This window comes from Pseudorhodoplanes sinuspersici (genome assembly GCF_002119765.1).
Lineage (GTDB): Bacteria > Pseudomonadota > Alphaproteobacteria > Rhizobiales > Xanthobacteraceae > Pseudorhodoplanes > Pseudorhodoplanes sinuspersici.
Genome location: NZ_CP021112.1, coordinates 2684083 through 2708233, shown reverse-complemented (window position 1 = coordinate 2708233; position 24151 = coordinate 2684083). Strand labels below are relative to the sequence as shown.

Annotated in this window: 17 protein-coding genes; 2 read left to right on the top strand and 15 right to left on the bottom strand. The window is 60.7% G+C overall.

All coding sequences use genetic code 11. The features are described 5' to 3' along the window. Positions 1 to 2: 2 nt before the first annotated feature. From CAK95_RS13030 to CAK95_RS12990, 9 genes are all read right to left on the bottom strand, one after another. On the bottom strand, positions 3 to 848 hold the full coding sequence (locus CAK95_RS13030; protein ID WP_086088304.1) for an ABC transporter ATP-binding protein: 846 nt from the start codon (positions 846 to 848) through the stop codon (positions 3 to 5). Between the two features lie 154 nt (positions 849 to 1002). Further along, positions 1003 to 2334: an ABC transporter substrate-binding protein gene (locus tag CAK95_RS13025; protein ID WP_086088303.1), complete on the bottom strand. Its 1332-nt coding sequence runs from the start codon at positions 2332 to 2334 to the stop codon at positions 1003 to 1005. 129 nt (positions 2335 to 2463) lie between these two features. Next, on the bottom strand, positions 2464 to 3792 hold the full coding sequence (locus CAK95_RS13020; protein WP_086088302.1) for an ABC transporter substrate-binding protein: 1329 nt from the start codon (positions 3790 to 3792) through the stop codon (positions 2464 to 2466). A gap of 96 nt (positions 3793 to 3888) precedes the next feature. Next, entirely contained in the window at positions 3889 to 4965 is a 1077-nt protein-coding gene (locus tag CAK95_RS13015; RefSeq protein ID WP_086088301.1) for a branched-chain amino acid ABC transporter permease, read from the bottom strand. A gap of 187 nt (positions 4966 to 5152) precedes the next feature. Beyond that, positions 5153 to 6109, bottom strand: a complete 957-nt coding sequence (locus CAK95_RS13010) for a branched-chain amino acid ABC transporter permease (protein ID WP_086088300.1) — start codon at positions 6107 to 6109, stop codon at positions 5153 to 5155. A gap of 128 nt (positions 6110 to 6237) precedes the next feature. Beyond that, a complete protein-coding gene (locus tag CAK95_RS13005) occupies positions 6238 to 7038 on the bottom strand; it encodes an ABC transporter ATP-binding protein (RefSeq protein WP_086088299.1) in 801 nt (266 codons plus the stop codon). Continuing rightward, the gene (locus tag CAK95_RS13000) at positions 7035 to 8960 is read right to left on the bottom strand and encodes an AMP-dependent synthetase/ligase (RefSeq protein WP_183044275.1); all 1926 of its coding nucleotides are present in this window, start codon (positions 8958 to 8960) and stop codon (positions 7035 to 7037) included. Before CAK95_RS13000 ends, CAK95_RS13005 begins: the two co-directional genes overlap by 4 nt. A 243-nt stretch (positions 8961 to 9203) precedes the next feature. Then, a complete protein-coding gene (locus CAK95_RS12995) occupies positions 9204 to 9881 on the bottom strand; it encodes a Crp/Fnr family transcriptional regulator (RefSeq protein ID WP_086088297.1) in 678 nt (225 codons plus the stop codon). A gap of 83 nt (positions 9882 to 9964) precedes the next feature. Next, positions 9965 to 13438 (bottom strand): indolepyruvate ferredoxin oxidoreductase family protein, encoded by a 3474-nt coding sequence (locus tag CAK95_RS12990; RefSeq protein ID WP_086088296.1) that lies wholly within the window; start codon positions 13436 to 13438, stop codon positions 9965 to 9967. Positions 13439 to 13741: 303 nt separating this feature from the next. Between CAK95_RS12990 and CAK95_RS12985 the strand changes: the two genes are divergently transcribed. Continuing rightward, positions 13742 to 14740: a Bug family tripartite tricarboxylate transporter substrate binding protein gene (locus CAK95_RS12985; protein ID WP_086088295.1), complete on the top strand. Its 999-nt coding sequence runs from the start codon at positions 13742 to 13744 to the stop codon at positions 14738 to 14740. A gap of 58 nt (positions 14741 to 14798) precedes the next feature. On the opposite strand, the gene CAK95_RS12980 is transcribed toward CAK95_RS12985, so the two are convergent. The 5 genes from CAK95_RS12980 to CAK95_RS12960 all read right to left on the bottom strand — a co-directional run bounded on the left by CAK95_RS12980 (position 14799) and on the right by CAK95_RS12960 (position 20398). Continuing rightward, positions 14799 to 16025 carry an MFS transporter gene (locus tag CAK95_RS12980; protein ID WP_086088294.1) on the bottom strand — a complete coding sequence of 409 codons (1227 nt, stop codon included), beginning with the start codon at positions 16023 to 16025 and terminating at the stop codon, positions 14799 to 14801. 105 nt (positions 16026 to 16130) lie between these two features. Further along, on the bottom strand, positions 16131 to 16904 hold the full coding sequence (locus CAK95_RS12975) for an SDR family NAD(P)-dependent oxidoreductase (protein WP_086088293.1): 774 nt from the start codon (positions 16902 to 16904) through the stop codon (positions 16131 to 16133). 44 nt (positions 16905 to 16948) lie between these two features. Further along, positions 16949 to 18094, bottom strand: coding sequence for a nickel/cobalt transporter (locus CAK95_RS12970; protein WP_086088292.1), 1146 nt, complete (start codon positions 18092 to 18094; stop codon positions 16949 to 16951). Continuing rightward, positions 18088 to 18726 carry a DUF1007 family protein gene (locus CAK95_RS12965; RefSeq protein ID WP_086088291.1) on the bottom strand — a complete coding sequence of 213 codons (639 nt, stop codon included), beginning with the start codon at positions 18724 to 18726 and terminating at the stop codon, positions 18088 to 18090. Before CAK95_RS12965 ends, CAK95_RS12970 begins: the two co-directional genes overlap by 7 nt. A 76-nt stretch (positions 18727 to 18802) precedes the next feature. Next, positions 18803 to 20398, bottom strand: coding sequence for a gamma-glutamyltransferase family protein (locus CAK95_RS12960; protein ID WP_086088290.1), 1596 nt, complete (start codon positions 20396 to 20398; stop codon positions 18803 to 18805). A gap of 187 nt (positions 20399 to 20585) precedes the next feature. On the opposite strand from CAK95_RS12960, the gene CAK95_RS12955 reads away from it, so the two are divergent. Continuing rightward, positions 20586 to 21602 carry an alpha/beta fold hydrolase gene (locus CAK95_RS12955; RefSeq protein ID WP_086088289.1) on the top strand — a complete coding sequence of 339 codons (1017 nt, stop codon included), beginning with the start codon at positions 20586 to 20588 and terminating at the stop codon, positions 21600 to 21602. Between the two features lie 329 nt (positions 21603 to 21931). Here CAK95_RS12955 and CAK95_RS12950 read toward each other — a convergent pair whose 3' ends face one another. After that, a complete protein-coding gene (locus CAK95_RS12950) occupies positions 21932 to 24028 on the bottom strand; it encodes a M3 family metallopeptidase (protein WP_086088288.1) in 2097 nt (698 codons plus the stop codon). Positions 24029 to 24151: the final 123 nt, after the last annotated feature.

Here is a 24151-nt window from a genome sequence, read left to right as displayed (position 1 = left end):
GCTCACGCAAGCCAGCGCTTGCGGCGCTTGTAATGTTTGCCTTCGCGGAAGGATTTGCGCTTGCCCTCGGCGATGCCGAGGTAGAATTCCTTCACGTCCTCGTTCTCGGACAGCGCTTTTGCATCGCCGTCCATCACCACGCGGCCATTTTCAAGGATATAGCCGTAGCGCGCGTATTTCAGCGCCATATTGGTATTCTGTTCGGCGAGCAGGAACGACACATTCTCCTTGGCGTTCAGGTCCTTCACGATTTCGAAGATCTCCTCAACCACCTGCGGCGCGAGGCCCATCGACGGCTCGTCGAGCAAGATCATCTTCGGCCGCGACATGAGCGCCCGGCCGATGGCGCACATCTGCTGCTCACCGCCCGAAGTATAGCCGGCCATTGAGCTGCGGCGCTCGCGCAGACGCTTGAAATAGCCGTAGACCATTTCGAGATCGCGATTGATCGCCGCCTTGCCATCCTTGCGGGTGAACGCGCCGGTGAGCAGGTTTTCCTCGACGGTGAGGTGGCCGAAGCAATGCCGGCCTTCCATCACCTGGATACAGCCCCGCCGCACCAGTTCGTTCGGTGACAGCGATTGCACCTCCTGCCCTTCGAACACGATCGAGCCTTTGGTGACTTCACCGCGCTCGGAATGCAGGAGATTGGAGATCGCCTTCAGGGTCGTGGTCTTGCCGGCACCATTGGCCCCCAGCAGCGCAACGATTCCGCCCTTGTCGACCTCAAGCGACACGCCTTTCAGCACGAGGATGACGTGGTCGTACAGCACCTCGATGTTGTTGACGGAGAGGATTTTCTCGGAGGCGGGCTGGGGTGTTGGTTCTTGCAGCGCAGATGAGGACATCCGGTATCTCCACATGCTCCTCCCTCTCCCCTTGAGGGAGCGGGAGCCGAGCTGCGTTAGCGGCGAGGCGGGGTGAGGGGTTACGGTCTAGATGTACCCTCACGCCGCGCTGCCGCGCCCCTCCTCTCCCTCAAGGGGAGGAGGTTAACAAACATCACGACGCCTTGTCGCAAGTCTCCGTGCGCTTGGGCCACGGCTGGTTCTTGCTGACATAATCCTTTGCCGCAGCTTCCAGCATCGGCCGTACCGTGTCCTTCATGGGCGAAATCCAGTCGGTGATCTTCACCCATTTGGTACCGTCCCATTGCTGCAAGAATGCGGCCTGATGCCCGCTATGATCACTGCAATTGGTGGCGAGCGGGGCGGCAAAGTCGGGCAAGCCAAGTTCCTTCCAGCGTTCCGCAGTGATGTTCAGCGTTTCGAGACCGCGCCGCACATCCTCGCCGCTCACCACTTTCTTGCCGGTGATCTTTTGCGCATTGCGGATGCCTTCGGCGATCATCACCGAATTATAGACGCCCTTGTTGTAATGCGACTCGCCGAGTCTCTCCTTCTGGGTCTGGCTGCCGACCTTGCCAAGCACGTGCTTCTGGATGTCCTGCAGCGCCGGGAAATTCGTCCCGGTGGCGCTGAAGGCGAGCGACGTAAAGCCCTTGGCATCCGCACCGGTCGGGCGTGCATCGTCCTCGCCACCGCCCCAATAAACGCTGATGAACTTGTCCATCGGGTAATTGATCTTGGCGGCTTCCTTCACCGCGGTCGGGTTCATCGCGCCCCAACCCCAATTGATCATATAGGCGGGACGATCACGGCGCACGTTGAGCCATTGCGCCGCCTGATTCTGCATCTCGGCGACCGGCACCGGGTAGAGTTTGACGTTGAAGCCATATTGCTTGGCGAATTGCTCCAGCAGCGGAATCGGCTCGCGGCCATAGGCACCGTCGAAGAAGATATAGCCGATGGTCTTGCCCTTCAGCTTTTCCAGTCCGCCTTCTTTACCGCCGATATAGCGGAAGATCACAGAGAGCGCGTCCCAGTAGGTCATCGGCGGGTTGAACACCCAGGGAAACTCATCGCCGACCGCCGCCGCCGAGAGACCGTAAGCCATCGACAGGATCGGAATTTTATCGACCGGCGCCTTGGGGATCAGCGACAGCGTGATGCCGGTCGACCACGGATTGACCATGACCGGCTTTTTGTTCTTCACCTGCTCGTAGCATTCGACACCTTTCTTGGTGTCATAGCCGGTCTCGCATTCCTCGACGGCGAGCTTGACGCCACCAATGCCGCCATCACGCTCGTTGAGCATCTGCAAGTAATCGTACATGCCATTGGCGATCGGGATACCGGAGCCGGCAAACGGTCCGGTGCGATAGGTGAACAGCGGCACGTAGATCTGTTCCTGGGCATCTGCCTTGGATGTGAAACCGCCGGACGCGGCAAGACCGGCCAGTACGAGGCCGGCAGCAAGATATTTCATACGCATCTGTTTTCCTCTCATCTGGCCGTTCGTATCGGCCTTGTCTTTGGTTTCAAAGATTCGAACGATTCACTCCAAGGAAGATTCCGCTCGTGGAAAGCGGCCTCCCGCCGCAGAAGCAGGAGGCCGTATTCATCATGACGACTTGTCGCAGGATTCCGTGCGCTTGGGCCACGGCTGGTTCTTGCTGACATAGTCCTTGGCCGCCGCCTCCAGCAGCGGACGCACGCGTTCCTTCATGGGCGAGATCCAGTCGGAAACCCTCACCCATTTCGTACCATCCCATTGCTGCATGTAAGCGGCGTGATGGCCGTTATGGTCAGAGCAGGACACCGCTTCGATCGGCGCGCCGAATTCCGGCAAGCCAAGCTCCTTCCAACGCGCCGCCGAAATCTTCAGCGATTCGAAGCCACGCCGCACGTCGTCGCCGGTCACAACCTTTTTGCCCGTGATCCTCTGGGCATTTCGGATCGCTTCGGCAATCAACACCGAATTATAGACGCCGCGATTGTAGAGATTTTCGCCGAACTTATCCTTCGGTGTCTGCGACTTGCCCTTGTCGAGCACGAATTTCTGAATGTCCTGCAGCGCGGGATATTGCGTGCCAAGACCATTGAAGTTGAGCGTGAGATAGCCCTTGGCATCGGTCCCGCCACCGCGCGCATCATCCTCGCCGCCCGACCACCAGATGCCGACGAACTTGTCCATAGGATAATTGATGCGTGTCGCTTCGCGCACCGCGGTCGGGTTCATCGCGCCCCAGCCCCACATGATCATCCAGGCCGGTTTATCGCGACGCACGTTCAACCATTGCGCCGACTGGTTCTGCATCTCGGTCGCCGGCACCGGATAGAGCTTCACCTCAAAGCCGTAATCCTTGGCGAATTGCTCCAGCAGCGGGATCGGCTCGCGGCCATAGCCGCCATCGAAGAAGATATAGCCGATGGTCTTGCCCTTCAGCTTTTCAAGCCCGCCTTCCTTGTCGCCGATATAGCGAAAGATCATCGACAGGCCGTCCCAATAGGTCGCGGGCGGATTGAAGATCCATGGAAACTCGTCGCCGACCGCGGAGGCGGACAATCCGTAAGCCATCGACAATACGGGAATCTTGTCGACCGCAGCCTTCGGGATCAGTTGCAGCGTGATACCAGTCGAATAGGGATTCACGACCACCGGCTTCTTGGCCTTCACCTGTTCGTAGCATTCGACTCCCCTCTTGGTGTCGTAGCCGGTCTCGCATTCCTCGATCGTGAGCTTCACGCCACCGATGCCGCCGTCGCGCTCGTTGAGCATTTGCAGATAGTCATTCATGCCGTTCGCGATCGGCAAGCCGGAGCCTGCGAAGGGGCCGGTGCGGTAGGTTAAAAGCGGAACATAGATGCTTTCCTGCGCCGAGGCTGTGATCGGAGCGGTCCCGACAAAGCCCGCCAGCGCAATTCCCATTGCAAGATGTCTGGTCAGCATTGCGATTCTCCCTAGAACGGTCCGGCCGTTTGCGGCCGTGGTTTTGCTCATGTTGCCGGCGGCTTTTGCCACCGGATAGGACGTAATTGTGCTCCTTTAATAGGGGAAAGGCCACATCCGCAGTTTCTGCTTTGCGATCTGCCAGAGCCGCGCGAGGCCGTGCGGCTCGACGATCAGGAAAAATATGATCAGCGCGCCGACCACCATATACTGGATGTGTTCTACGGTAGCGGCTGCGATCGATACGCCGAAAAACTCAGGCGCCGACCTGAGAAGAATCGGCAATCCCCAGATGAAGATGGCACCGAAGAACGAGCCGATCAGGCTTCCAAGTCCACCGATGATCACCATGAACAGGATGATGAAAGACTGATTGATGTTGAACGAGTCGGCTTCCGCCGCGCCGAGCCACAGAAACACCATCAGTGCGCCGGCGACACCGCAATAGTAAGACGAGACGGCGAAGGCGAGCAACTTCGTGCGATACAATCGGATGCCGATCAGTTCGGCGGCGATGTCCATGTCGCGCACCGCCATCCAGCTTCGACCAATACGCCCGCGCACAAGATTGGACGCGATCCATGTCATGAACACAACAATGCTGAGCACCACCAGATAGCGCGTCACCGGTGTCGCATTCGGCCCCGTCACCGGAATATCAAGGATAGTGCGCGTCGGCACTTCGATGGCGTTGGAAATGTTGTAATTGACCAGCCACGGCAGCCGCACGAAACACCATGACAGAAAGAACTGCGCCGCCAGCGTCGCAACCGTGAGATAAAACCCCTTGATGCGCAGCGACGGCAGACCAAACACGGCGCCGACGGCTGCCGCCACAAAGCCGGATGCCAGGATCAGCACGATGATGTTCACGCCGGGGAACCAGGTGGTGAACTTGTAACAGGCATAGGCGCCAACGCCCATGAAGCCGGCTGTGCCGAGCGAAATCAGACCCGTATAGCCGGTGAGCAGATTGAGACCGATCGCGGCAAGCGAGAAGATCAGAACCGGGATCATCACCGCCGACAACGTGAAACTCGACATGGTCAGCGGAATGACAACGAAGGCGATGATGAGAATAAGCGCGATGCCGATGCGGTCCTGCCGGATCGGAAACAGCGCCATGTCGGCGGCGTAGTCGGTCTTGTATTGGCCGGTCTCGCGGTAGAACATTTATGTCTCCGTCATTCCGGGACGGCGTAAAGCGCCAGGCCCGGAATCCAGTCAAAACAAAATACTTTGGAATGCGGCCCTGGATTCCGGGTTCGCGAGCCCGCAGCCAAGTCTGCGCTGGCTCCGTAAACTTGCCAGCGATGCTCGCGCCCCATAATGACAAGGAAATGAGGACCGTGATTCATCTCTAGATCCTCTCGATGATCCGCTCGCCGAACAGCCCCTGCGGCCGGAACAGCAAGAACACTAGCGCGATCATATAGGCGAGCCAGCTCTCGATGCCGGAGCCAAGCAGCGGCCCCCAATAGAACTCGCCGAGCTTTTCGCCGACACCGATAATGATGCCACCAACGATCGCGCCGGGGATCGACGTGAAGCCGCCGAGGATCAGCACCGGCAGCGCTTTAAGCGCCAGGATCTGCAGCGCGAACGACACATCGGATCGCGCGCCCCACATGATGCCGGTGGCCAGCGCCACGATGCCGGCGGCGAACCACACGATCACCCAGATTTGCTCGAGCGAAATACCAACCGAGAGTGCCGCCTTGTGGCTGTCAGCCACCGCCCGCAAGGCGCGGCCGATTCGGGTCTTCTGGAAAAAGACAGCGAGCGTCGCGACCATGAGCGAAGCGATGATCGCAGCGGCGATATCGATCTTCTGGAACGAGACGAAGCCGCCGAATACTTTCCATTCCAGCGCGCCCTTGGGAAGGTAAAGCTCGCTCGTGATCATGACTTTCGGTTCGCCACCGAAGATGATTTCGCCAAGTCCAATGAGAAAATAGGTCAGCCCGAACGTCGCCATGAACAGGATGATGTCGGGCTGATTCACCAGCGGCCGCAGCATCAGGCGTTCGACGCCAAAGGCCAGGACCAGCATGACGCCGATGGTCAAGGCCAGCGCGAGAAAAGCCGGCACGCCTTTGGAATGCAGGCCGACCAGTGTCAGCGCCGCAAACACGACCATGATGCCTTGCGCGAAGTTGAACACGCCCGAGGCCTTGAAGATCAGAACGAAGCCGAGCGCGATCAGCGCATAGAGCACGCCGGACACAAGCCCTTCCCACAGCGTCTGGATCAGAAGATCCGGCGCGCCGCCCATCTGCACGAAGGGATCGATGAAGATTTTGTAGAGGAGGTCCATCAGATGGTCTCTCCTCCGCTCATTCCCGCGCAAGCGGGAATCCAGAAAACTTGTTCCGGGTAGCACTGGGTCCCCACCTTCGCGGGGACGAGCGGGCGATGGTGAAGCGTGACGATCATCACATCACCTCAATGCGCCACGCCGAGATAGGCATCGATCACCGCCTTGTTCGCCTTCACCTCATCCGGCGTGCCATCAGCGATCTTGACGCCGTAATCGAGCACGATCACGCGGTCGGACAGATCCATCACCACGCCCATGTCGTGCTCGATCAGCGCGATGGTCGTGCCGAAATGCTGGTTCACGTCGAGAATGAAGCGCGACATATCTTCCTTCTCCTCGAGATTCATGCCGGCCATCGGCTCGTCGAGCAGCAACAGGTCTGGCTCCATGGCGAGAGCACGGCCGAGTTCGACGCGCTTCTGCAAGCCGTATGGCAGGCGGCCGACCGGGGTCTTGCGAATGTGCTCAATATGCAGGAAATCGATGATGTCTTCGACGCGGCGCCGATGCTCGACCTCTTCGCGCAAGGCCGGACCGAAACGGATCATCTGCCAGAAGAGCCCGCGATGCATCTTCAGCGTTCGCCCGGCCATGATGTTGTCGAGCGCGGTCATGCCGCGAAACAGCGCAACATTTTGAAACGTGCGGGCAATGCCGCCGCGCGCGGCATCGTAGGGGCGCATCTTCGTGCGCGTCTTGCCCTTGAAGGTGATGCGGCCATGCTGCGGCGTGTAAAAGCCATTGATGACGTTCAGCATCGAAGTCTTGCCGGCGCCATTCGGCCCGATGATGGCGCGGATTTCGCCCTTCCTGATGTCGAACGAGACGTCGCGGATCGCCTTCACGCCGCCGAACGACAGCGACACATTCTCGACGGCGAGCAGCACTTCCCCGGCTGCGATGTCGGAAGCAGAGGGCGCTCTCATGCCGCCTTCCCCGCCCGGGCCGGCACCGGCTCCGTCTTCATGTCGCGAATCTTCACCCGGCCGGAGATGATACCCTTGCGGCCATCCTCGAAGGTGACTTCGGTAGAAATGTCCGCTTCAGTGACACCGTTATAAAGCGCGTCGATCAGTGGCTTGTAGCGCTCGGCAACGAAGCCGCGGCGCACTTTCTGTGTGCGCGTGACTTCGCCGTCGTCGGCATCCAGCTCCTTGTGCAGGATCAGGAAGCGCTTGATCTGCGCGCCGGCCATGATCTCCTCGCCCGCCAGCGAGCGATTGACCTCGGCGACATGCTGCTCGATCAGATCATAGACGCGCGGCTCGGCCGCCAGTTCCTGATACGAACCATAGACGACATTGTTGCGTTCGGCCCAGTTGCCAACAGCCGTCATATCGATATTGATGAAGCAGGTGACGAAATCACGTGCATCGCCATAGGCCACCGCCTCACGAATGTTGGGATAGAATTTCAGCTTGTTCTCGATGTATTTCGGCGCGAACAGCGAGCCATCGGCGAGCTTGCCGACATCCTTGGCGCGATCGATGATCTTGAGGTGCCCGTTGGCATCGAAGAAACCGGCATCGCCGGTTTTGACAAAGCCATCGACCGTCATCGCTTCGGCGGTTTTGTCCTGTTCCTTGAAATAGCCCAGGAACATGCCGGGAGACTTGAACATCACTTCGCCCGAATCAGAGATGCGGATATCGACATGGGGCGCGGCGGGGCCGACGGTATCGGCGCGGATTTCGCGATCAGGCTGGCAGGTGACGTAAAGGAATGCTTCAGTCTGCCCGTAAAGCTGCTTCAGATTCATGCCGAGCGAGCGATAGAACGAAAATAGCTCAGGCCCGATCGCCTCTCCTGCCGTATAGGCCGTGCGCACGTGCGAGAAACCCAGCACATTCTTGAGCGGTCCATAGACGAGAATTTCACCCAGCCCATAAAGCAGCCGTCCGCCGAAGGGTACCGGCTGCTTGTTCAGGATCTCCTCGCCGTAACGCCGCGCCACGCCGATGAAATAGTGAAACATGCGCCGCTTCAGATAACCGGCGTCTTCCATGCGGATCATGACGCGCGTGAGCAGGTTCTCGAACACCCGCGGCGGCGCAAAATAGAAAGACGGACCAATCTCGCGCAGATCCTGCTGCGCCGTATCGGGCGATTCCGGGCAGGCCATGCAAAAGCCGGCGACCAGCGATTGCGCATAATTCAGATAATGGTCGCCGACCCAGGCCAGCGGCAGATAGGCCAGCACCACATCCCCGTCGGTAAGCTTGTCGAAATTAACGGTGTCCGTTGCTGCGGCGATACAGCGCCCGGCCGAGAGCACGACACCCTTTGAGCGTCCGGTCGTGCCTGATGTGTAAAGAATAATCGACGGATCGCTGGCGGTGCCAGCCGCAATCTCGCGATCGATCCGCGCACTGGCCGCAGGATCGTCGGCCATCAGTTTCTCATTCTCGGCAATCAGCTCGCCAAGATCGTGGAGGTGGCTGCGATCGTAATCGTGCAAACCGCGCGGCTCGTCGTAGACGATATGCTTCAACTTCGGCAGTTGTTCCTGCACCGACAGGATTTTGTCGACTTGCTCCTGGTCCTGCACCACCGCAACGGTGACATCGGCATGATCAAGCACATAGGCCATCTCGACCGCCACCGCGTCGGCATAGACCGGGACCGGAATGGCCCCCAAAGCCTGCGCGGCCAGGATCGAGGCGTAAAGCCGCGGGCGATTGTTACCGGCAATCGCCACCGTGTCGCCGCGCCGGATGCCAAGGTTGCTTAAGCCCAAAGCCAGGGCACGGACCTCGCGATGAAGATCGGACCAGGTCCAGGTCTGCCAGATGCCGAGATCCTTATGCCGCAATGCGGGACGATCACCGCGCACACGCGCGTGATGCATCAGAAGCTTCGGAAATGTATCTGTAGCGCTGGCGTCATTCGCCACGGCGCCATCCTCCCTGTGAAGCAGCGCTTTCTGCGCTTTTGTTGCCGCCTGCCCGCGGTATCCCGCAGTCTTCTTCTTATAGCGAAAATTGCAACAAAAAGGTCCCCTCACAAGGTCCCACTTGACAGACGCACCGGCCCTTTGTTGGCTAGTGTATCCCCGATTGTGCGCAGCCGGATCTTTTTGCTTGGCACAATTCTATTCGCCGTAGACGCGGAGTCGGGACAGATCAAGCACCGTCAATCCGCCGTGCTCCACGCGCAGCAAGCCCTCGCCTTCGAGTCGCTTCAGGCTTTGGCCGGTCACCGGCCGCGACACACCTGACAGCAGGCCGATTTCTTCATGGCTGATCTCGAGATGCCGCTCCTCATTGCCGCGATAGAGGACCGGGTTGAACAGCCAGGCAATGCTGCGCGCAACCCGCGCCGTCGCGTCAAGCGAGCGGTCATATTCGACCAGCGCGATGAACTGACCGAGCCGTTCATTGAACTGGCGCACGAGAAACCGGTTGAAGGCAGCGCTGCGATCGAACAGCCAGAAGAATGTCGCCTTGTTCATCAAGGCGAGCCGGGTGTCGCGCAGCGCGACAAGGTCGTAGTGGCGGGGCTCATCCTTCAAAAGTGTGCCTTCGCCAAACCAGGCGCCGGAGCGGATACCCGCCAGCGTGACCGTTTTTCCCGAACGCGAGGTCGTGCCGAGTTTTACCAGCCCGTCCGAAACGCCCGTCCACGAATCAAGCCGGTCGCCGCGATGGCAGATATATTCGCCACGCGTATATTGCTTCTCGGTGACCGCACGCCGCACGCGCTCAATCTCGTCACCATCGAGGTCGTGCGACCAGAACGCGATCTTGCGGAGATGATCGGCTGAAATCAATGTCAGGCCCCTGATTGCCGCCGCGGCAGGGTCCAGACCATTATGGCTGCGACCTTCACTAGCTCAAGACCGCAGAGCCACGATTATTCAGCCGCCTTCAGCATCGGCACGCCGCCAGCGCGAAATTGCTCCAGCAAGGCCGCTTCGTCGGCTTTGGCCGTTTTGAGATTGCGTGCCTTGACATGGCCAAAGCCTCGGATCTTTTCCGGGATCACCGCAAGACCAACCGCAAGCGGATGATTGTCGGCATTCAGCTTGGCAAAAATCTCGCCAAGCAGCGTCTCGTAGTCGGCGATCAGTTTGCGCTCCGTCCGGCGCTCGGAGGTATAACCGAACGGATCGAACGGCGTCCCGCGCAGAACCTTAAAGTGCTTCAAAGCGCCAAAGGCACGCAGGAGCCACGGCCCAAAGCTCATCTTTCTGGCTTCGCCGGTTGTCTTGTCCACACGTGCGAGTAGCGGCGGCGCCAGGTGGAATTCGAACCGTTTCGGGCCCGCTTCGAATGTGCTGTCGATCTGCTTCTGGAAGGTGCCGTCGGTGAACAGCCGCGCGACTTCATATTCATCCTTGTAGGCCATCAGCTTGAACAGATTTCGCGCGACGGCTTCGGCAAAGCCGGTGCGGCCGGGCGCCTTTTCGCTTTCAACCTGACGCGCCTTGGCGACAAGGTCGCGGTAGCGGCGGGCATAAGCAACGTTCTGATAGTCGGTCAGGAACGACACCCGCCGCTCGATCATCTCGTCAAGCGATTGCGACAGCCGCCGGTTTTCGTCCTGCGCCGCTGGCGCTGGAATCTGTTTTTCAACCGCGGCCGAATCCAGCGCCGCCCTGCGGCCCCAGCGAAAGGCGGCCTGATTCATCGCCACGGCTTCACCGTTCATTTCGATCGCCTTTTCGATTGATGCGGCGGACAAGGGAATGGCGCCCTTCTGCCAAGCATAACCGACCATGAAGATGTTGCCGGCAATCGAATTGCCGAGCAGTGCCGTTGCGAGCCGTGTCGCATCGATGAAGGCGACATTATCGCTGCCGGCAGCGGAGGTGATCGCGCGTTTCAGCCGTTCGGTCGGCAGCGAGAAATCCGCATTGCGGGTGAAATCGCCAGGCAGGAATTCGGCCGTGTTGATGATCATCGTCGTGGCGCCGTGCTTCACGGCCGCCAGTACCTTCTTGTTGCCGGCAACGACGATATCGCCGCCCAGCACCAGATCCGCCCCGCCTGCCGCGATGCGGATGGCGTGAATATCGTCCGGTGCATTGGCGATACGGATATGACTGTACACCGCGCCACCCTTCTGCGCGAGTCCGGCCATGTCGATGATGCCGACGCCCTTGCCTTCCAGATGCGCCGCCATGCCCAGCACGCCGCCGATGGTGACAACGCCGGTGCCACCAATGCCGGTGACGATGATGCCGTAAGGCTTGGTGATCGTCGGCAGAATGGGCTCCGGCAGCGCCTGCTGCTCGCCCTCTGCGACCGCTGTACCTTTCTTCGGCTTGCCGCCGTGCACTGTGACGAAGGAAGGACAGAAGCCCTTCACGCAGGAATAATCCTTGTTGCAGCTCGATTGATCGATGGTGCGCTTGCGACCCCATTCGGTCATAAGCGGCTGGACCGACACGCAATTGCTCTTCACGCCGCAATCACCGCAGCCTTCACAGACCAGCTCGTTGATGATGACGCGCTTGTCGGGATCAGGGAATGTACCGCGCTTACGCCGCCGCCGCTTTTCGGCGGCGCAGGTCTGATCGTAGATCAGCACCGATGTGCCCGGAATAGTCGCGAATTCACGCTGCACAGCCTCAAGATCATCGCGGTGGTGGAACGTGATGCCACGCGGCCATTCGGTACCGCTCGGATATTTGTCCGGCTCGTCGCTGACGACGGCGATACGCTTGACGCCTTCAGCCGCGACTTGCCGCGCGATGATCGGTACCGTCAACGTGCCTTCATGCGTCTGACCGCCGGTCATGGCGACGGCGTCGTTGTAGAGGATCTTGTAGGTGATGTTGGTGCCAGCGGCGATCGCCGCACGGATCGCCATGTAACCGGAATGATTGTAGGTGCCGTCGCCGAGATTCTGGAACACGTGATCGCGGGTCGAGAATGGCGCCTCACCGATCCAGTTCGCGCCCTCACCGCCCATATGGGTGAAGCCAAGCGTATTGCGGTCCATCCACTGCGCCATGTAGTGGCAGCCAATGCCGGCATAGGCGCGCATGCCTTCCGGTACGACCGTGGATGTGTTGTGCGGACAACCGGAGCAGAAATACGGCGTGCGCTGCGCCACTTCCTGCAACTCGGCAAGCGCATGCTGGGCCTGTTTCAGACGCGACACCTTCATCGCGATCGTATCATCATTGCGGCGGGCAAGAATGCGGTCGCCAATGGTGATTGCCACCTCGTTCGGATCGAGCGCGCCCTTGACCGGGAACAGCCAGTTGCCGCGCTCATCCTTCTTGCCGATACAGACCGGCTGATTGGCCGTGCCGTACAATTCTTCGCGCACCTGGACTTCGACCAGCGAACGCTTTTCCTCGACGACGATGATGAGATCGAGGCCCCTGGCGAACTCGATCAGTTCGTCGCGCGGGATCGGCCACGGACAACCGATCTTGAAAATGCGAAGCCCAAGCTCGTTGCAGCGGACTTCGTCGATTCCGAGTTCGTCCAGCGCCTGCCGCACATCGAGATAGGCCTTGCCGGTGGTGATGACGCCGATTTTCGGGTTCGCGCCGCCGGAGGTGATCATCCTGTTCAGTTTATTGGCGCGGATGAAGGCCAGCATGGCATCGCGCTTGTAGTCATAGAGGCGCGCTTCCTGCCCAAGCACGGTATCGCGCAGCCGGATATTCAGCCCGTCCGGCGGCATCGTGAAGTCTTCGGGAAGGACGATCTTCACGCGATCGAGGCTGCCCTCGACAACGGCGGTCGATTCCACCGTCTCGTGCATGCACTTCAGAGCCGACCAGACGCCGCAATAACGCGACATGGCAAAGCCGTAGAGACCATAATCGATGATCTCCTGCACGCCGGCCGGATTGAGAATCGGCATCATCACGTCGACAAAGTGATATTCGGACTGATGCGCCGTCGTTGACGATTCGGCGGTGTGGTCATCGCCCATCAGCGCCAGCACGCCGCCATGTTTGGAAGTGCCAGCGAAGTTGGCGTGGCGGAACACGTCGCCGGTCCGGTCGACACCCGGACCCTTGCCGTACCAGATGCCGAACACGCCGTCGTATTTGCCTTCGCCGCGCAGCTCCGCCTGCTGGGTGCCCCAAAGGGCGGTGGCGGCAAGGTCCTCGTTCAAGCCTGGGTGGAAAACGATGTCGTTCGGCTGCAGGAACTTGCGCGCGCGCATGAATTGCTGGTCGAGGCCGCCGAGCGGCGAACCGCGATAGCCAGTAATGTAGCCGGCGGTATTCAGGCCGGCACGCCGGTCCCGCTCCTTCTGCATCAGGCAGAGCCGGACCAGGGCCTGATAGCCCGTCACGAAGATCTGTTTCTTTGTCAGATCGTATTTGTCGTCGAGGCTGACCTGCCGCAGGGTCATTCTTGCTTTTCCTTCAAGCCACATGTGCGCACGGCCGGTGGCAAACGCCAGTCTTAACGGCAGGGTTCGTGACAGCAAGTTGAAGCCGATGCGTCGGAAATGCTGTCATCTGCGGGATGGCGGGTCAATCGCAGGAAGCCCCGGCAATTTATTGTCACGAGGAGCGTGACAGACGCAACTTAGTGCAATGCAGCAATAGTCCACAACGCACGAAAGCTTGCAGTTTTATAGCTCCGCGTGCGATAGATGCATTTGTAACTAATTTTAAAAACGGCCAATCGCCGCAGCTCAGGGAGAACGTCAATGACCCCACTTCGGACCCCTACCCGCCGTATCCTGCTTGCGACTGCCCTTGTGGTGGCGACCAGTTGCCTGTCCGGTTTTGCCGGCGCCCAGAGCACCTATCCGAACAAACCGATTCGCATGATCGTGCCCTATGCAGCCGGCGGCGGCACGGATTTCTTCGCCCGCGCGGTCGGCACGTCCATGAGCAGCATTCTCGGCCAGCCGCTGGTGATCGAGAACCGGCCGGGCGCCGGCACCATCATCGGCGCCGATGCCGTCGCCAAAGCCGAGCCGGACGGCTACACGTTGCTGCTGGGCGACACCTCAACCTACGCCTCCAATCAGGGGCTGTATCGCAAGCTGCCGTACAACGCACTGAAGGATTTCGCGCCGATCACGCTCACCGGCCGCTTCGCCGTCGTGCTGCTGGTGAATACTGACAAGCTGAAAGTGAATTCGGTCAAGGAGTTGATCGACCTTGCGAAGAAAGAGCCTGGCAAGATCGATTATGCCAGCGCCGGCGTCGGCAGCCCGTTCCATCTCGCGGCAGAGTTGTTTGCACAGACGGCCGGGATCAAGCTGAACCACGTTCCCTACAAGGGCGCTGGTCCCGCGGTGCAGGATCTCGTCGGCGGGCAGATCGGCATGATGTTCGTCGATTACGCGACCGGCCGCTCGCAGCTCTCGAACAAGAACATCAAGGCGATCGGTGTCGCATCGCCCGGCGAATTCTCGATGCTTCCCGGTGTGCCGCCGATCGCCGCGACGCTTCCGGGCTACGAAGCCTGGGCGTGGCAAGGCTTCAGCGCACCCGCGAAGACATCGCCTGACGCCATCAAGACGATTAACGCTGCCTACGGCAAGGCCGTCAGCGACGCCGGCCTGAAGAAGAAGCTCAACGATGCCGGCATTGACGTGCTGCAATCCTCACCCGAGGAGATGCGCAAGTATATCGAAAGCGAAACGGCCAAGTGGGACAAGGTCATCAAGGCTGCGAATATCGAATTGCAGCTTTGAAATTGTCTTGTCATGGCCGGGCTTGTTGTCCCGGCCATGACAGAGGGATCTTCAGCACCTACGCCATCGCCGGTTTCGGACGGCCGCCGGCGCGCAGCAGCCAAATGGCGATCGCAAGGTTGAGCAGGTTCCACGCCAGCCCGTTCAGGAAGGCGATGCGATAGGAGCCGGTCAGGTCGAAAATCCAGCCTGACATCCAGCCGCCCAATGCCATGCCGAACACCGTCGCCATGATGACGGTGCCGACGCGCGAGCCGGCTTCCTTCGGCGGGAAATATTCGCGGATGATGATCGCATAGCTCGGCACGATGCCGCCCTGGAACAGTCCGAACAGCAGCGAGATCAGGTAAAGTGACGTTAGGCCATCGAAGAAAAAGTACAACGCCAGCGCAACGGCCTGCATGAACGAGCCGATTAGCATCGTCATGACGCCGCCGACCTTATCGGCGATGAATCCGGACGCAATGCGGCTGAAGATGCCGCCGATCAGCATGATCGACAGCATCTCGGCGCCGCGCGCAACGCCATAACCGAGATCGCCACAATAGGCGACGATATGCACCTGCGGCATCGCCATGGCGACGCAACAGGCAACGCCGGCGATGCAGAGAAGAACGAACAGTGCATTCTGAGAAATACCGAGATTCGGTGCGCGGAAACCGGCGCCCTCCAGGGGCGTCTCGAGCATCACCGTGCGCTGACGGAACATCAGCGACAACGGCAGCATGGCGACGACGCAAAACAACCCGATGCCGATATGGGTCGGACGCCAGCCTGCCGCCGATGTGAAATGCTGGATCACCGGCGGCCAGATCGCGCCGGCAAAGTAATTCCCCGATGCCGCGATCGCCACGGCGATACCGCGGCGCCGGAGGAACCAGTGCGAGATGTCGGCGATCATTGGAGCGAAAGACGCGGCCGCGCCAAGCCCGATCAGCACATGCGCCAACGACAGGATCGTCATATTGGGTGCAAGACCGGCACCGACATAGCCCATACCGAGGCACGCGATACCAAGAAGAACCGCGGCGATGATGCCGTAACGATCCGCCAGGCGGCCGAGCAAGGCATTGCCGGCCGCAAAGCCGACCATGCACATCGTGTAGGGGAATGTCGCGTCAGCACGGGCGATGCCGAAGTCGGCCTGCACTGCCGGCAGAACGACGACGTAGGACCACATACCGACACTGCCGACCGTGGTCAGCAAAAGCGCTACGCCCAGCCGCAGCCAAGCATAGCGCGAATCGACAAGTTGTGGCCGGCTTCCGGCAAGGCCGTCCTTCATGGCGGCTGCACACTGGTCGCTGTTGGCGCTCACATCAAGCAAATTGAATGCAAGTCTCGCATTCGCATTGCTGATGGGTCCGGGTGCAAATCAGCGAGAAAAGCACTAGCCGAGAACGACGGTCTGCCCGCCATCGACGATGATGCTGGCGCCGGTCATATAGGAACCGGCTTTGGAGACCAGCAGCAGCAAGGCTCCATCGAGATCTCCGTCCTCGCCGAAACGGCCCATCGGGATCGAGCGTTCGATCTCCCGTCCTTTTTCACTTTGCAGAAATGTCTGGTTGATTTCGGTAACGAACCAGCCCGGTGCGATGGCGTTCACCCGAACGCCCTTTGTGGCCAGTTCGAGCGCCAGGGCCTTTGTCAGTTGCACGACACCAGCTTTCGCGACGGCGTAGGCCGCAACACCTTTCGACACACCGAAGCCGAGCACCGACGCCGTATTGACGATCGCGCCCTTGCGGCCAGCCGCAATCATGCGGCGTGCGCCTTCTTGCGCCCAGAAGAACACCGAATCGAGATCGATGGACAGGACGCGCCGCCATTCCTCCTCGGTCATGTCGATCGCCCGCGCAGTCTGTGCGACGCCGGCATTGTTGAGAAGAATCGTCACCGGTCCAAAAGCGGATTGCGCTTTGTCGAATGCGACCGTCATGGCGGCGCGATCGAGCACATCGGCCTCGATGGCGATGGCCTGCCCGCCGGACGCTTCGATTTGCGCGCACAACGCATCGAGACGGTCCTTGCGCCGCGCGACCAGGACAACTTTGGCGCCATTCGCCGCCAGCACCTGCGCGAAGCGCGCACCAAGTCCCGACGACGCGCCGGTAACGAGTGCGACTTCGCCGGTCAGATCGAAGATCGTTTCTGCTTTCATGCGCGGCTGCCCAAGGTTCCGCAACGCGGACTATAGCGGCAGCATCAGGCCGCGAACATGCGTTCGCTGGCCATATAGCCCATCAACAACGCAATGCCGAAGAAGAGCACCAGAATAGCAGCGGCCACTTCGAGACCGCGCAGAACCAACATGCCAGGCCCCGGACGCGCATCGGCGAACCTCTTGGCCACACCACGCGCCGCAACCGCCACGGTCGCGATCACGGCGACGGTGATGGCCGTGCCGAGGCCCATGATGAACGTCGCGCCGACGCCGGCCCAGAACAGCCCCTGCGCCAGCGCAAAGACGAGAACGAGGATCGCGCCCGAACAGGGCCGCAGGCCAACGGCGACGATGGCCGCGAGGCCTCGTTTCCAGCCACCCGGTCCGGCCAACTCCTCGGGCTCTGGTCCATGCGCGTGGCCCCAGGCCGACGCATGATCGTCGTGATCATGGCCGCAACCCGGTCCATGTTCATGATGATGTCCGTGATGTGCATGCGAATGATGCGAGCAAGCCGGACCGTGAACGTGGTCATCATGAGCGTGGTCGTGCGCATGTGAATGGAGGTGATTTGCCTCATCGTGATGCGCCACCGTCAAGGGCTTTGCCTCTGCCGCTCTGTATTTGCCGATCGCATTGAGGAAAGAACGGCCCTTCACCCACAACAGGCGCACGCCCAGAACCGCGATCAGCCCGTAACTGACCACTTCGATCCACCATACCGTGCCGTCCATCGCGCGGCGCGTCGCACCGAGCAAAACCGCCGCGATGCCAACGATGGCAACCGCGACCAACGCCTGCAGCAAGGCCGAAGCGAACGACAGCGCCACGCCACGGCGCCAGGTCTCACCATTCGCCACGACATAAGACGAGATCACCGCCTTGCCGTGCCCGGGTCCGGCGGCGTGAAAGACGCCATAGGCAAACGACAAGCCGAACAGGCCCCACACGGCGCTGCCGTCCACCTTCGCCGCGCGGATCGAGGCGGACAGACCGCGATAGAATTCCGACTGCTTCGCAATGATCCAGCCGACTAGACCATCAGGCGGCGGAGCGCCGCGGGGCGCACCAAAGGGGTTACCCTGCGCGAACGACGGGTCGCTCATCCATGCGGCAATAACAGACACGACCACCGCCGCGCCGAAACAGATCAGAGCGATGGCAAGCGCCCGACGGGCTGTCAGCATTTCACGGCAATCTTGTTGGCGAATTGAGCGCCCCATTGAGCATTCGGATCGGGCCTGGCGAACAAGGCTTCGCTCAAGGATCTCGACTGAGTCGCATCCCCAAGCTTCACCGTGTTGAGCTTGCACTGCGCCGGCGCGCCTTTCAGCGTGATCGGCTCTTTCTCGGCAAACTCGAAGGCGACGAAATAAAGCGGATCATAGACTTCGAGATCGACATTCTTGGTCGAAACCGGCTTTTTCAGCGGCAGCGTGAAATGCAGAGTGAGAAGCTGGTCGTTCATCTCGAGGAAATAATCGGTGGGCGTTTCGAACTCGACCTTCTGGCCGTTCATCGTGCCCTGCGTGAAGAAATCATATTCCTTCATTGAAGTGACATTCACTTCCGCGAGCGGCTGCAATTCCTCCCGGGTGAATACGCCCTTCTGTTTCGATTCGAGTCCCTGCGTGGCGTAGGACGAGAACATGTCGTCGAAGGTCCAGTGATGCCGGATGCCGGTCATCCGGCCTTCGCCGTCATAGACAATCTCGCTCTTCATTGTGACATAGACATGAGGATGCGCGCGGGCGGCGGTCACCACCAGCGGCAACGCAAAAGCAGCCAGCACGAATGCGCGAAAGATACGGGAAATCATGGGTTCCAGCTTTTGAAGCAGGTGTAGCCACGACCATACCACGGATCAGGGCGGAATGGAGGCGAGGGTCATAACATCAGACCCCAAAAGCGCCCGGATCGGCGCGTGGATCGTGTGCGCCTTCCATCGTCCCATCGGGATGCAGCACCACCGCCCCGGCATGGCCCATCGTATCGGAATAGGCTTCCGGCAGAACGTCCACGTCGTGACCGGCCGACAACAGGCGATCGACAAGGTTGCCGTCGAAACGGGATTCCATCCGCAGGTTGGTATGCGCAGAGCCCCAAGTGCGGCCGAGCAGCCAGCGCGGCGCGTCGATCGCCTCTTCCAGCGGCTTTCCAAATAGCACATGGCGCGAGAAAACCATGCCTTGAGTCTGCGGCTGGCCGTCACCGCCCATGGTGCCGTAGGCCATGACACGGCCATCCTTGAGAACGGCGAGCGCGGGATTCAAGGTATGGAATGGCAAGCGGCCGGGCTTCAGCGGGTTTACGGCGTTTTTATCCAGCGAGAAGCTGGCGCCACGGTTCTGCATCAAGACGCCCGTGCGCGGCAGCACACAGCCCGAGCCGAATTCCCAGTAAATCGACTGGATGTAGGAGACGACCAGCCCGGATGAATCGGCGGCCCCCATCCACACCGTATCGCCTTCGCCATAGGGAGCCGGCCAGCGCGCCGCCTTTTTGCGGTCGATCCGCTGCAATTCGCCATCCAGGAATGCCGCGTCCAGGAATTTGCTCATCGGCTCGCTGAGATATTTTGGGTCGGTCACGAATTTGTCGCGCACGCGAAAGGCGCGTTTGGTCGCCTCCACCAGCCCGTGCACGAAATCGAAGCCTTCGGCTTCCGGCACGCGCAGACGATCGAACAGCGCCAGGATGATGAGCGAAGCCAGCCCTTGCGTCGGCGGCGGGGAATTGTAGAGCGTGCCGACGATCAGCGGTACAGACAGCGGCTCGGTGACGTAAGCGCGATACCTCTCGATGTCGGCGCGCGTCACGGGCGAGCCGATGCGCTCGAGGTCGGCAGCGATCTCGCGCCCGATATCGCCGCGATAAAAATCGTCGAGCCCCGCATGCGCCAGTTGATCGAGTGTCGCTGCGAAAGCGGTCTGCCTCATCGTTGCGCCTTCGGCCGGCACCTTACCGTCAACGAGGAACGTGTCGGCGAAACCGGCAGCCTCGTTCATCTCGCCGAGCTTGTCGCGCGTCAGCGCGTGCTGGCTGCGGCTGACGACATAACCATCGCGGGCCTGCGCGATTGCGGGGGCGAGCAACACGTCGAGAGGGATTTTCCCGCCCAGCGACTTGGCGCCATCGAGAGCCTGCATCCAGCCGCCGATCGCGCCCGGTACGGTCAGCGCGGCGAACGGACCGCGCGCCGGAATCGCGTCATAGCCGCGCTCCCGATAGAATTCGATTGTCGCGCGTGCACCGGCCGGCCCCGGCGCCATAATTGCGCGCACACGGCCATTGGGCTCGCGCACCACCCAGAAGCCGTCGCCCCCAATGTGAGTCATGTGCGGATAAACGGCAGCGATGCTCGCCGCCATCGCCACCATGGCTTCCAGCGCATTGCCGCCATCGGCGAGCACAAGACGGCCTGCTTCGGCAGCAGCATGATGCGGAGCGGCAGCAACGCCGCGGCGATGGCTAGAGGTATAGGAGGTCATTGATGCACCAGAACAGGCAACGAGAGCAATTCAGACCGTCCCATCTCACGCCGGATGCCTGTCGGCAAGAGCGGCAGAATGCACGACGCGCGCCTGCACATCAGGCGGTCACATTGCCGCGCAACGATCTCGGCCGCGCAACGATCCTGCCTGCCAGACGTTAGCCGTGCGCTCCGAGGAGAAGACGATGAAATTGCACATATCCATGATCGCGGCCGCCCTGAGCCTGATTTGTGTTGTACCGGCCAGCGCCAATCCGCCGGCCACCAGCTACGGGCCACAATTGGAAGGGTTTCAATATCCCCATCCGGTTCGCCGTTTTGAATTCTCCTCGCAGGGCAAACAGCTCTCCATGGCCTTCATGGACATTGCGCCAACCGGAGCCGCCAACGGTCGCAGCATCGTGCTCCTGCACGGCAAGAATTTCTGCGGCGCGACCTGGGAGGCGACGATCGGCGTTCTGGCACAGGCCGGCTACCGGGTGATCGTGCCCGACCAGATCGGATTTTGCGCATCCACCAAGCCCGACGGCTATCAATTCAGCTTCGACCAATTGGCCGCCAACACACACGCCTTGCTCGCTTCGCTCGGCGTCGAGCGCGCCATCATCCTTGGCCATTCCATGGGCGGCATGCTCGCGGCGCGCTACGCGCTCAGTTATCCGCAGTCGGTCGAACGGCTGGTGATGGTCAATCCGCTGGGGCTCGAAGACTGGCAAGCCGAGGGGGTCCCCTACGCGACCATCGATCAACTTTACCAGAATGAGTTGAAGACGAGCTTCGACAGCATCAAGGCCTATCAGCAGCGCTTCTATTACAACGGTCAGTGGAAGCCCGAATATGATCGCTGGGTTTCGATGGCTGCCGGCATGTATGCGGGACCCGGAAAGGACCTTGTCGCACGCAATCAGGCGCAGACCTCGGACATGATCTTCACCCAGCCCGTCGTGCACGAGTTTGGACGCATGACCGTACCGACATTATTAATGATCGGCGGCAAAGACCGCACAGCACCGGGCGCCAACCGCGCTCCGAAAGAGATCGCCAACAAACTTGGCCATTATGACGAACTCGGACGGCGCGCTGCGAAAGCCATCCCCAATGCAACGCTCGTGGAGTTTCCTGCGCTCGGTCACTCGCCGCAGGTCGAGTCGCCGGACGAGTTTCATAAAGCCCTCATCCGCAGCCTCGCTTCGCAGACGTAACATTGTTGGCTGATCCGATCTCATCTTTCCTGAACATAAACGCGTAGGGCCCACCACGACCGGAAAGGCCACAATGTTTCACATGAAAATATTCCTACAAAGAGCGAAAGCCATTGCCTGGCGGGACTTTCGTCGCGGCCCCGGGCCAGCTTTGACGCCGTGTTCATGCTCCTAGAAGTCCAGTTGCTCGAACCGAGCGTGCCGTGGAGGCGTTTGAACGCCCGCAAGCTCGGCAAAAAGCATCGCGGTTATTCCGAGATCGCCGGTTTTAGGCGCCCTCCCCGCTTCACATGGAGGAACAGCCAGTCGTCCGGCGCAGTTACTTTGGCTTACGCCTCTCCCGAGGGCACCGCATCCACCAGTCCGCGGCGGGCGAGCAATGCGTCGACGCTCGGCAGCTTGCCGCGGAAGCCGATATAGGCATCGTCGGAGGTGCGACGGCCGCCGGCAGCGTAGATATTGTCCCGCAGCCTCTCGGCGGTGGCCTTGTCGAAGATGTCGCCGGTCTCCTCGAAGGCGCGGAAGGCATCTGCGTCCAGCACTTCGGACCACATGTAGCTGTAGTAAGCCGACGAATAGCCGCCGCCGGCGAACACATGCTGGAAATGCGGCGAGCGGTGCCGCATCACGATCTCTTCCGGCATGCCAAGCTTGTCGAGCGTCTTGCGTTCGAATTCGGTGACATCGAGCGCATCGGCGGATTCCAGCGAATGGAACTCGAGATCGACCAGCGCCGACGACACATATTCCAGTGTCGTGCAGCCCTGATTGAACGTGCGGGCCTTGAGCAACCGCGCCAGCAATTCCTCGGGGATCGGCTCGCCGGTGCGATAATGCACGGCGAAGCGACGCAGCACATCCGGCTGCTCGAACCAGTGTTCGTAAAGCTGCGAGGGCAGCTCGACGAAATCGGTATCGACATTGGTGCCGGAAATCGTCGGATAGGTCACGTCCGAAAGGAGGCCGTGCAGCGCGTGACCGAATTCATGGAACAGCGTCCGCGCATCGTCGAAGGAAAGGAGCGTCGGCTCGCCGTCGGCGCCCTTGGCGAAATTCATCACGTTAATAATCAGCGGGCGGATATTGCCCCGCAGCTTTTCCTGCTCGCGCAACGCCGTCATCCAGGCACCGCTATGCTTCGAGGGCCGCGCAAAATAATCGCCGAAGAACAGCGCGACATGCTGCCCCTTGGCGTCGGTCACGTCCCAGACGCGGACGTCAGGATGCCAGACCGGGATATCCTCGCGAGGCTTGAACTGAAGGCCGAACAGCCGGTGCGCGGTGTCGAAGGCCGCCGCGATGATCTTGTCGAGCTGGAAATACGGCTTGATCGCCGCTTCATCCACGTCGTGCAATTTCTTGCGCAGCTTCTCGGCATAGTAGCGCCAGTCCCAGGGCGCGATCTTGAAGTTGCCGCCTTCGGCTTGCGCCAGCGCCTGCAGCGCGTCGCGATCGGCCAAGGCCCGCTTCAGCGCCCGTGGCCACACCTCGCCAAGAAGATCGCGCACGCGACCCGGCGTCTTGGCCATGGAATCGTCCAGCCGGTAATCGGCATAGGTGCGGAAGCCCAAGAGCTTGGCGCGCTCGGCCCGCAGCGCCACGGTCTCGGCGATGATCGCCTTGTTGTCGGTGGCGTTGTTGTTGTCGCCGCGCGTCATCCAGGCGCGGAAGGCCTTCTCGCGCAGATCGCGGCGCGAGGAATATTGCAGGAACGGCTCAACGATGGAGCGCGACAGCGTAATGACATGCTTGCCGGCAAGGCCGCGCTCTTCGGCCGCCTCGCGCGCCGCAGCGCGGAGGAAATCCGGCAGACCGGCAAGATCGGCTTCGGTTTCGAGTACGATGAAGGTGTCACGCTCATCCGTCAGCACATTCTGGCTGAAGGCGGTGCCCAGCGTCGCCAGCCGCTGGCCGATCTCGGCGAGCCGCTTTTTGGCCGCGGGAGGCAGGTGTGCGCCGGCCCGGCGAAAGGCGGTGCGGTAGCGCTCCAGCACCCGCGTCTGCTCGTCGGTGAGGTTCAGCGACGCGGCGTTCTGGAACACGGCTTCGACGCGGCTGGACAGATCGCCGTTAAGGTAGATGGCGTCGTAATGCGCAGCCAGCCGCGGCGACATCTCGCGCTCGACCGTCATGATCGCGTCATTGGTGTCCGCACCGGACAAAGCGAAAAACACGTCGGACGTCCGGGACAGAGCGCGGCCAGACAGTTCCAGAGCAGCGATGGTGTTCTCGAAATCCGGCGAGGCTGGATTGGCGATGATCGCGGCGATCTCACTGTCGTGCTCCGCCATCGCCTGCTCGAAAGCCGGAACGAAATGGTCCGGCAGGATCTCCGCAAATGGCGGCACCTCGAACGCGTTGTTCCAGGGAGCAAGCAGCGGATTTTTGGCGGAGGCGGCGGCATCCATGGCGGTCTGCGGGTTCATCACGTTGAAATATCTTGCTTTTCGAGGACGGAAAGGGCGCTGGCTTGATGTCGAAGTGGGGTGCCGCAGGCTCTAAATCCAGCCTTGATTGATGCCCATGTTTCGAGGACATTGCGCCGCAAA

Excerpts from the sequence above, each read along its gene's own strand:
- CAK95_RS13030 (WP_086088304.1), bottom strand. The coding sequence starts at position 848 with ATGTCCTCATCTGCGCTGCAAGAACCAACACCCCAGCCCGCCTCCGAG.
- CAK95_RS13025 (WP_086088303.1), bottom strand. The coding sequence starts at position 2,334 with ATGCGTATGAAATATCTTGCTGCCGGCCTCGTACTGGCCGGTCTTGCC.
- CAK95_RS13020 (WP_086088302.1), bottom strand. The coding sequence starts at position 3,792 with ATGCTGACCAGACATCTTGCAATGGGAATTGCGCTGGCGGGCTTTGTC.
- CAK95_RS13015 (WP_086088301.1), bottom strand. The coding sequence starts at position 4,965 with ATGTTCTACCGCGAGACCGGCCAATACAAGACCGACTACGCCGCCGAC.
- CAK95_RS13010 (WP_086088300.1), bottom strand. The coding sequence starts at position 6,109 with ATGGACCTCCTCTACAAAATCTTCATCGATCCCTTCGTGCAGATGGGC.
- CAK95_RS13005 (WP_086088299.1), bottom strand. The coding sequence starts at position 7,038 with ATGAGAGCGCCCTCTGCTTCCGACATCGCAGCCGGGGAAGTGCTGCTC.
- CAK95_RS13000 (WP_183044275.1), bottom strand. The coding sequence starts at position 8,960 with ATGCATCACGCGCGTGTGCGCGGTGATCGTCCCGCATTGCGGCATAAG.
- CAK95_RS12990 (WP_086088296.1), bottom strand. The coding sequence starts at position 13,438 with ATGACCCTGCGGCAGGTCAGCCTCGACGACAAATACGATCTGACAAAG.
- CAK95_RS12985 (WP_086088295.1), top strand. The coding sequence starts at position 13,742 with ATGACCCCACTTCGGACCCCTACCCGCCGTATCCTGCTTGCGACTGCC.
- CAK95_RS12980 (WP_086088294.1), bottom strand. The coding sequence starts at position 16,025 with ATGAAGGACGGCCTTGCCGGAAGCCGGCCACAACTTGTCGATTCGCGC.
- CAK95_RS12975 (WP_086088293.1), bottom strand. The coding sequence starts at position 16,904 with ATGAAAGCAGAAACGATCTTCGATCTGACCGGCGAAGTCGCACTCGTT.
- CAK95_RS12970 (WP_086088292.1), bottom strand. The coding sequence starts at position 18,094 with ATGCTGACAGCCCGTCGGGCGCTTGCCATCGCTCTGATCTGTTTCGGC.
- CAK95_RS12965 (WP_086088291.1), bottom strand. The coding sequence starts at position 18,726 with ATGATTTCCCGTATCTTTCGCGCATTCGTGCTGGCTGCTTTTGCGTTG.
- CAK95_RS12960 (WP_086088290.1), bottom strand. The coding sequence starts at position 20,398 with ATGACCTCCTATACCTCTAGCCATCGCCGCGGCGTTGCTGCCGCTCCG.
- CAK95_RS12955 (WP_086088289.1), top strand. The coding sequence starts at position 20,586 with ATGAAATTGCACATATCCATGATCGCGGCCGCCCTGAGCCTGATTTGT.
- CAK95_RS12950 (WP_086088288.1), bottom strand. The coding sequence starts at position 24,028 with ATGAACCCGCAGACCGCCATGGATGCCGCCGCCTCCGCCAAAAATCCG.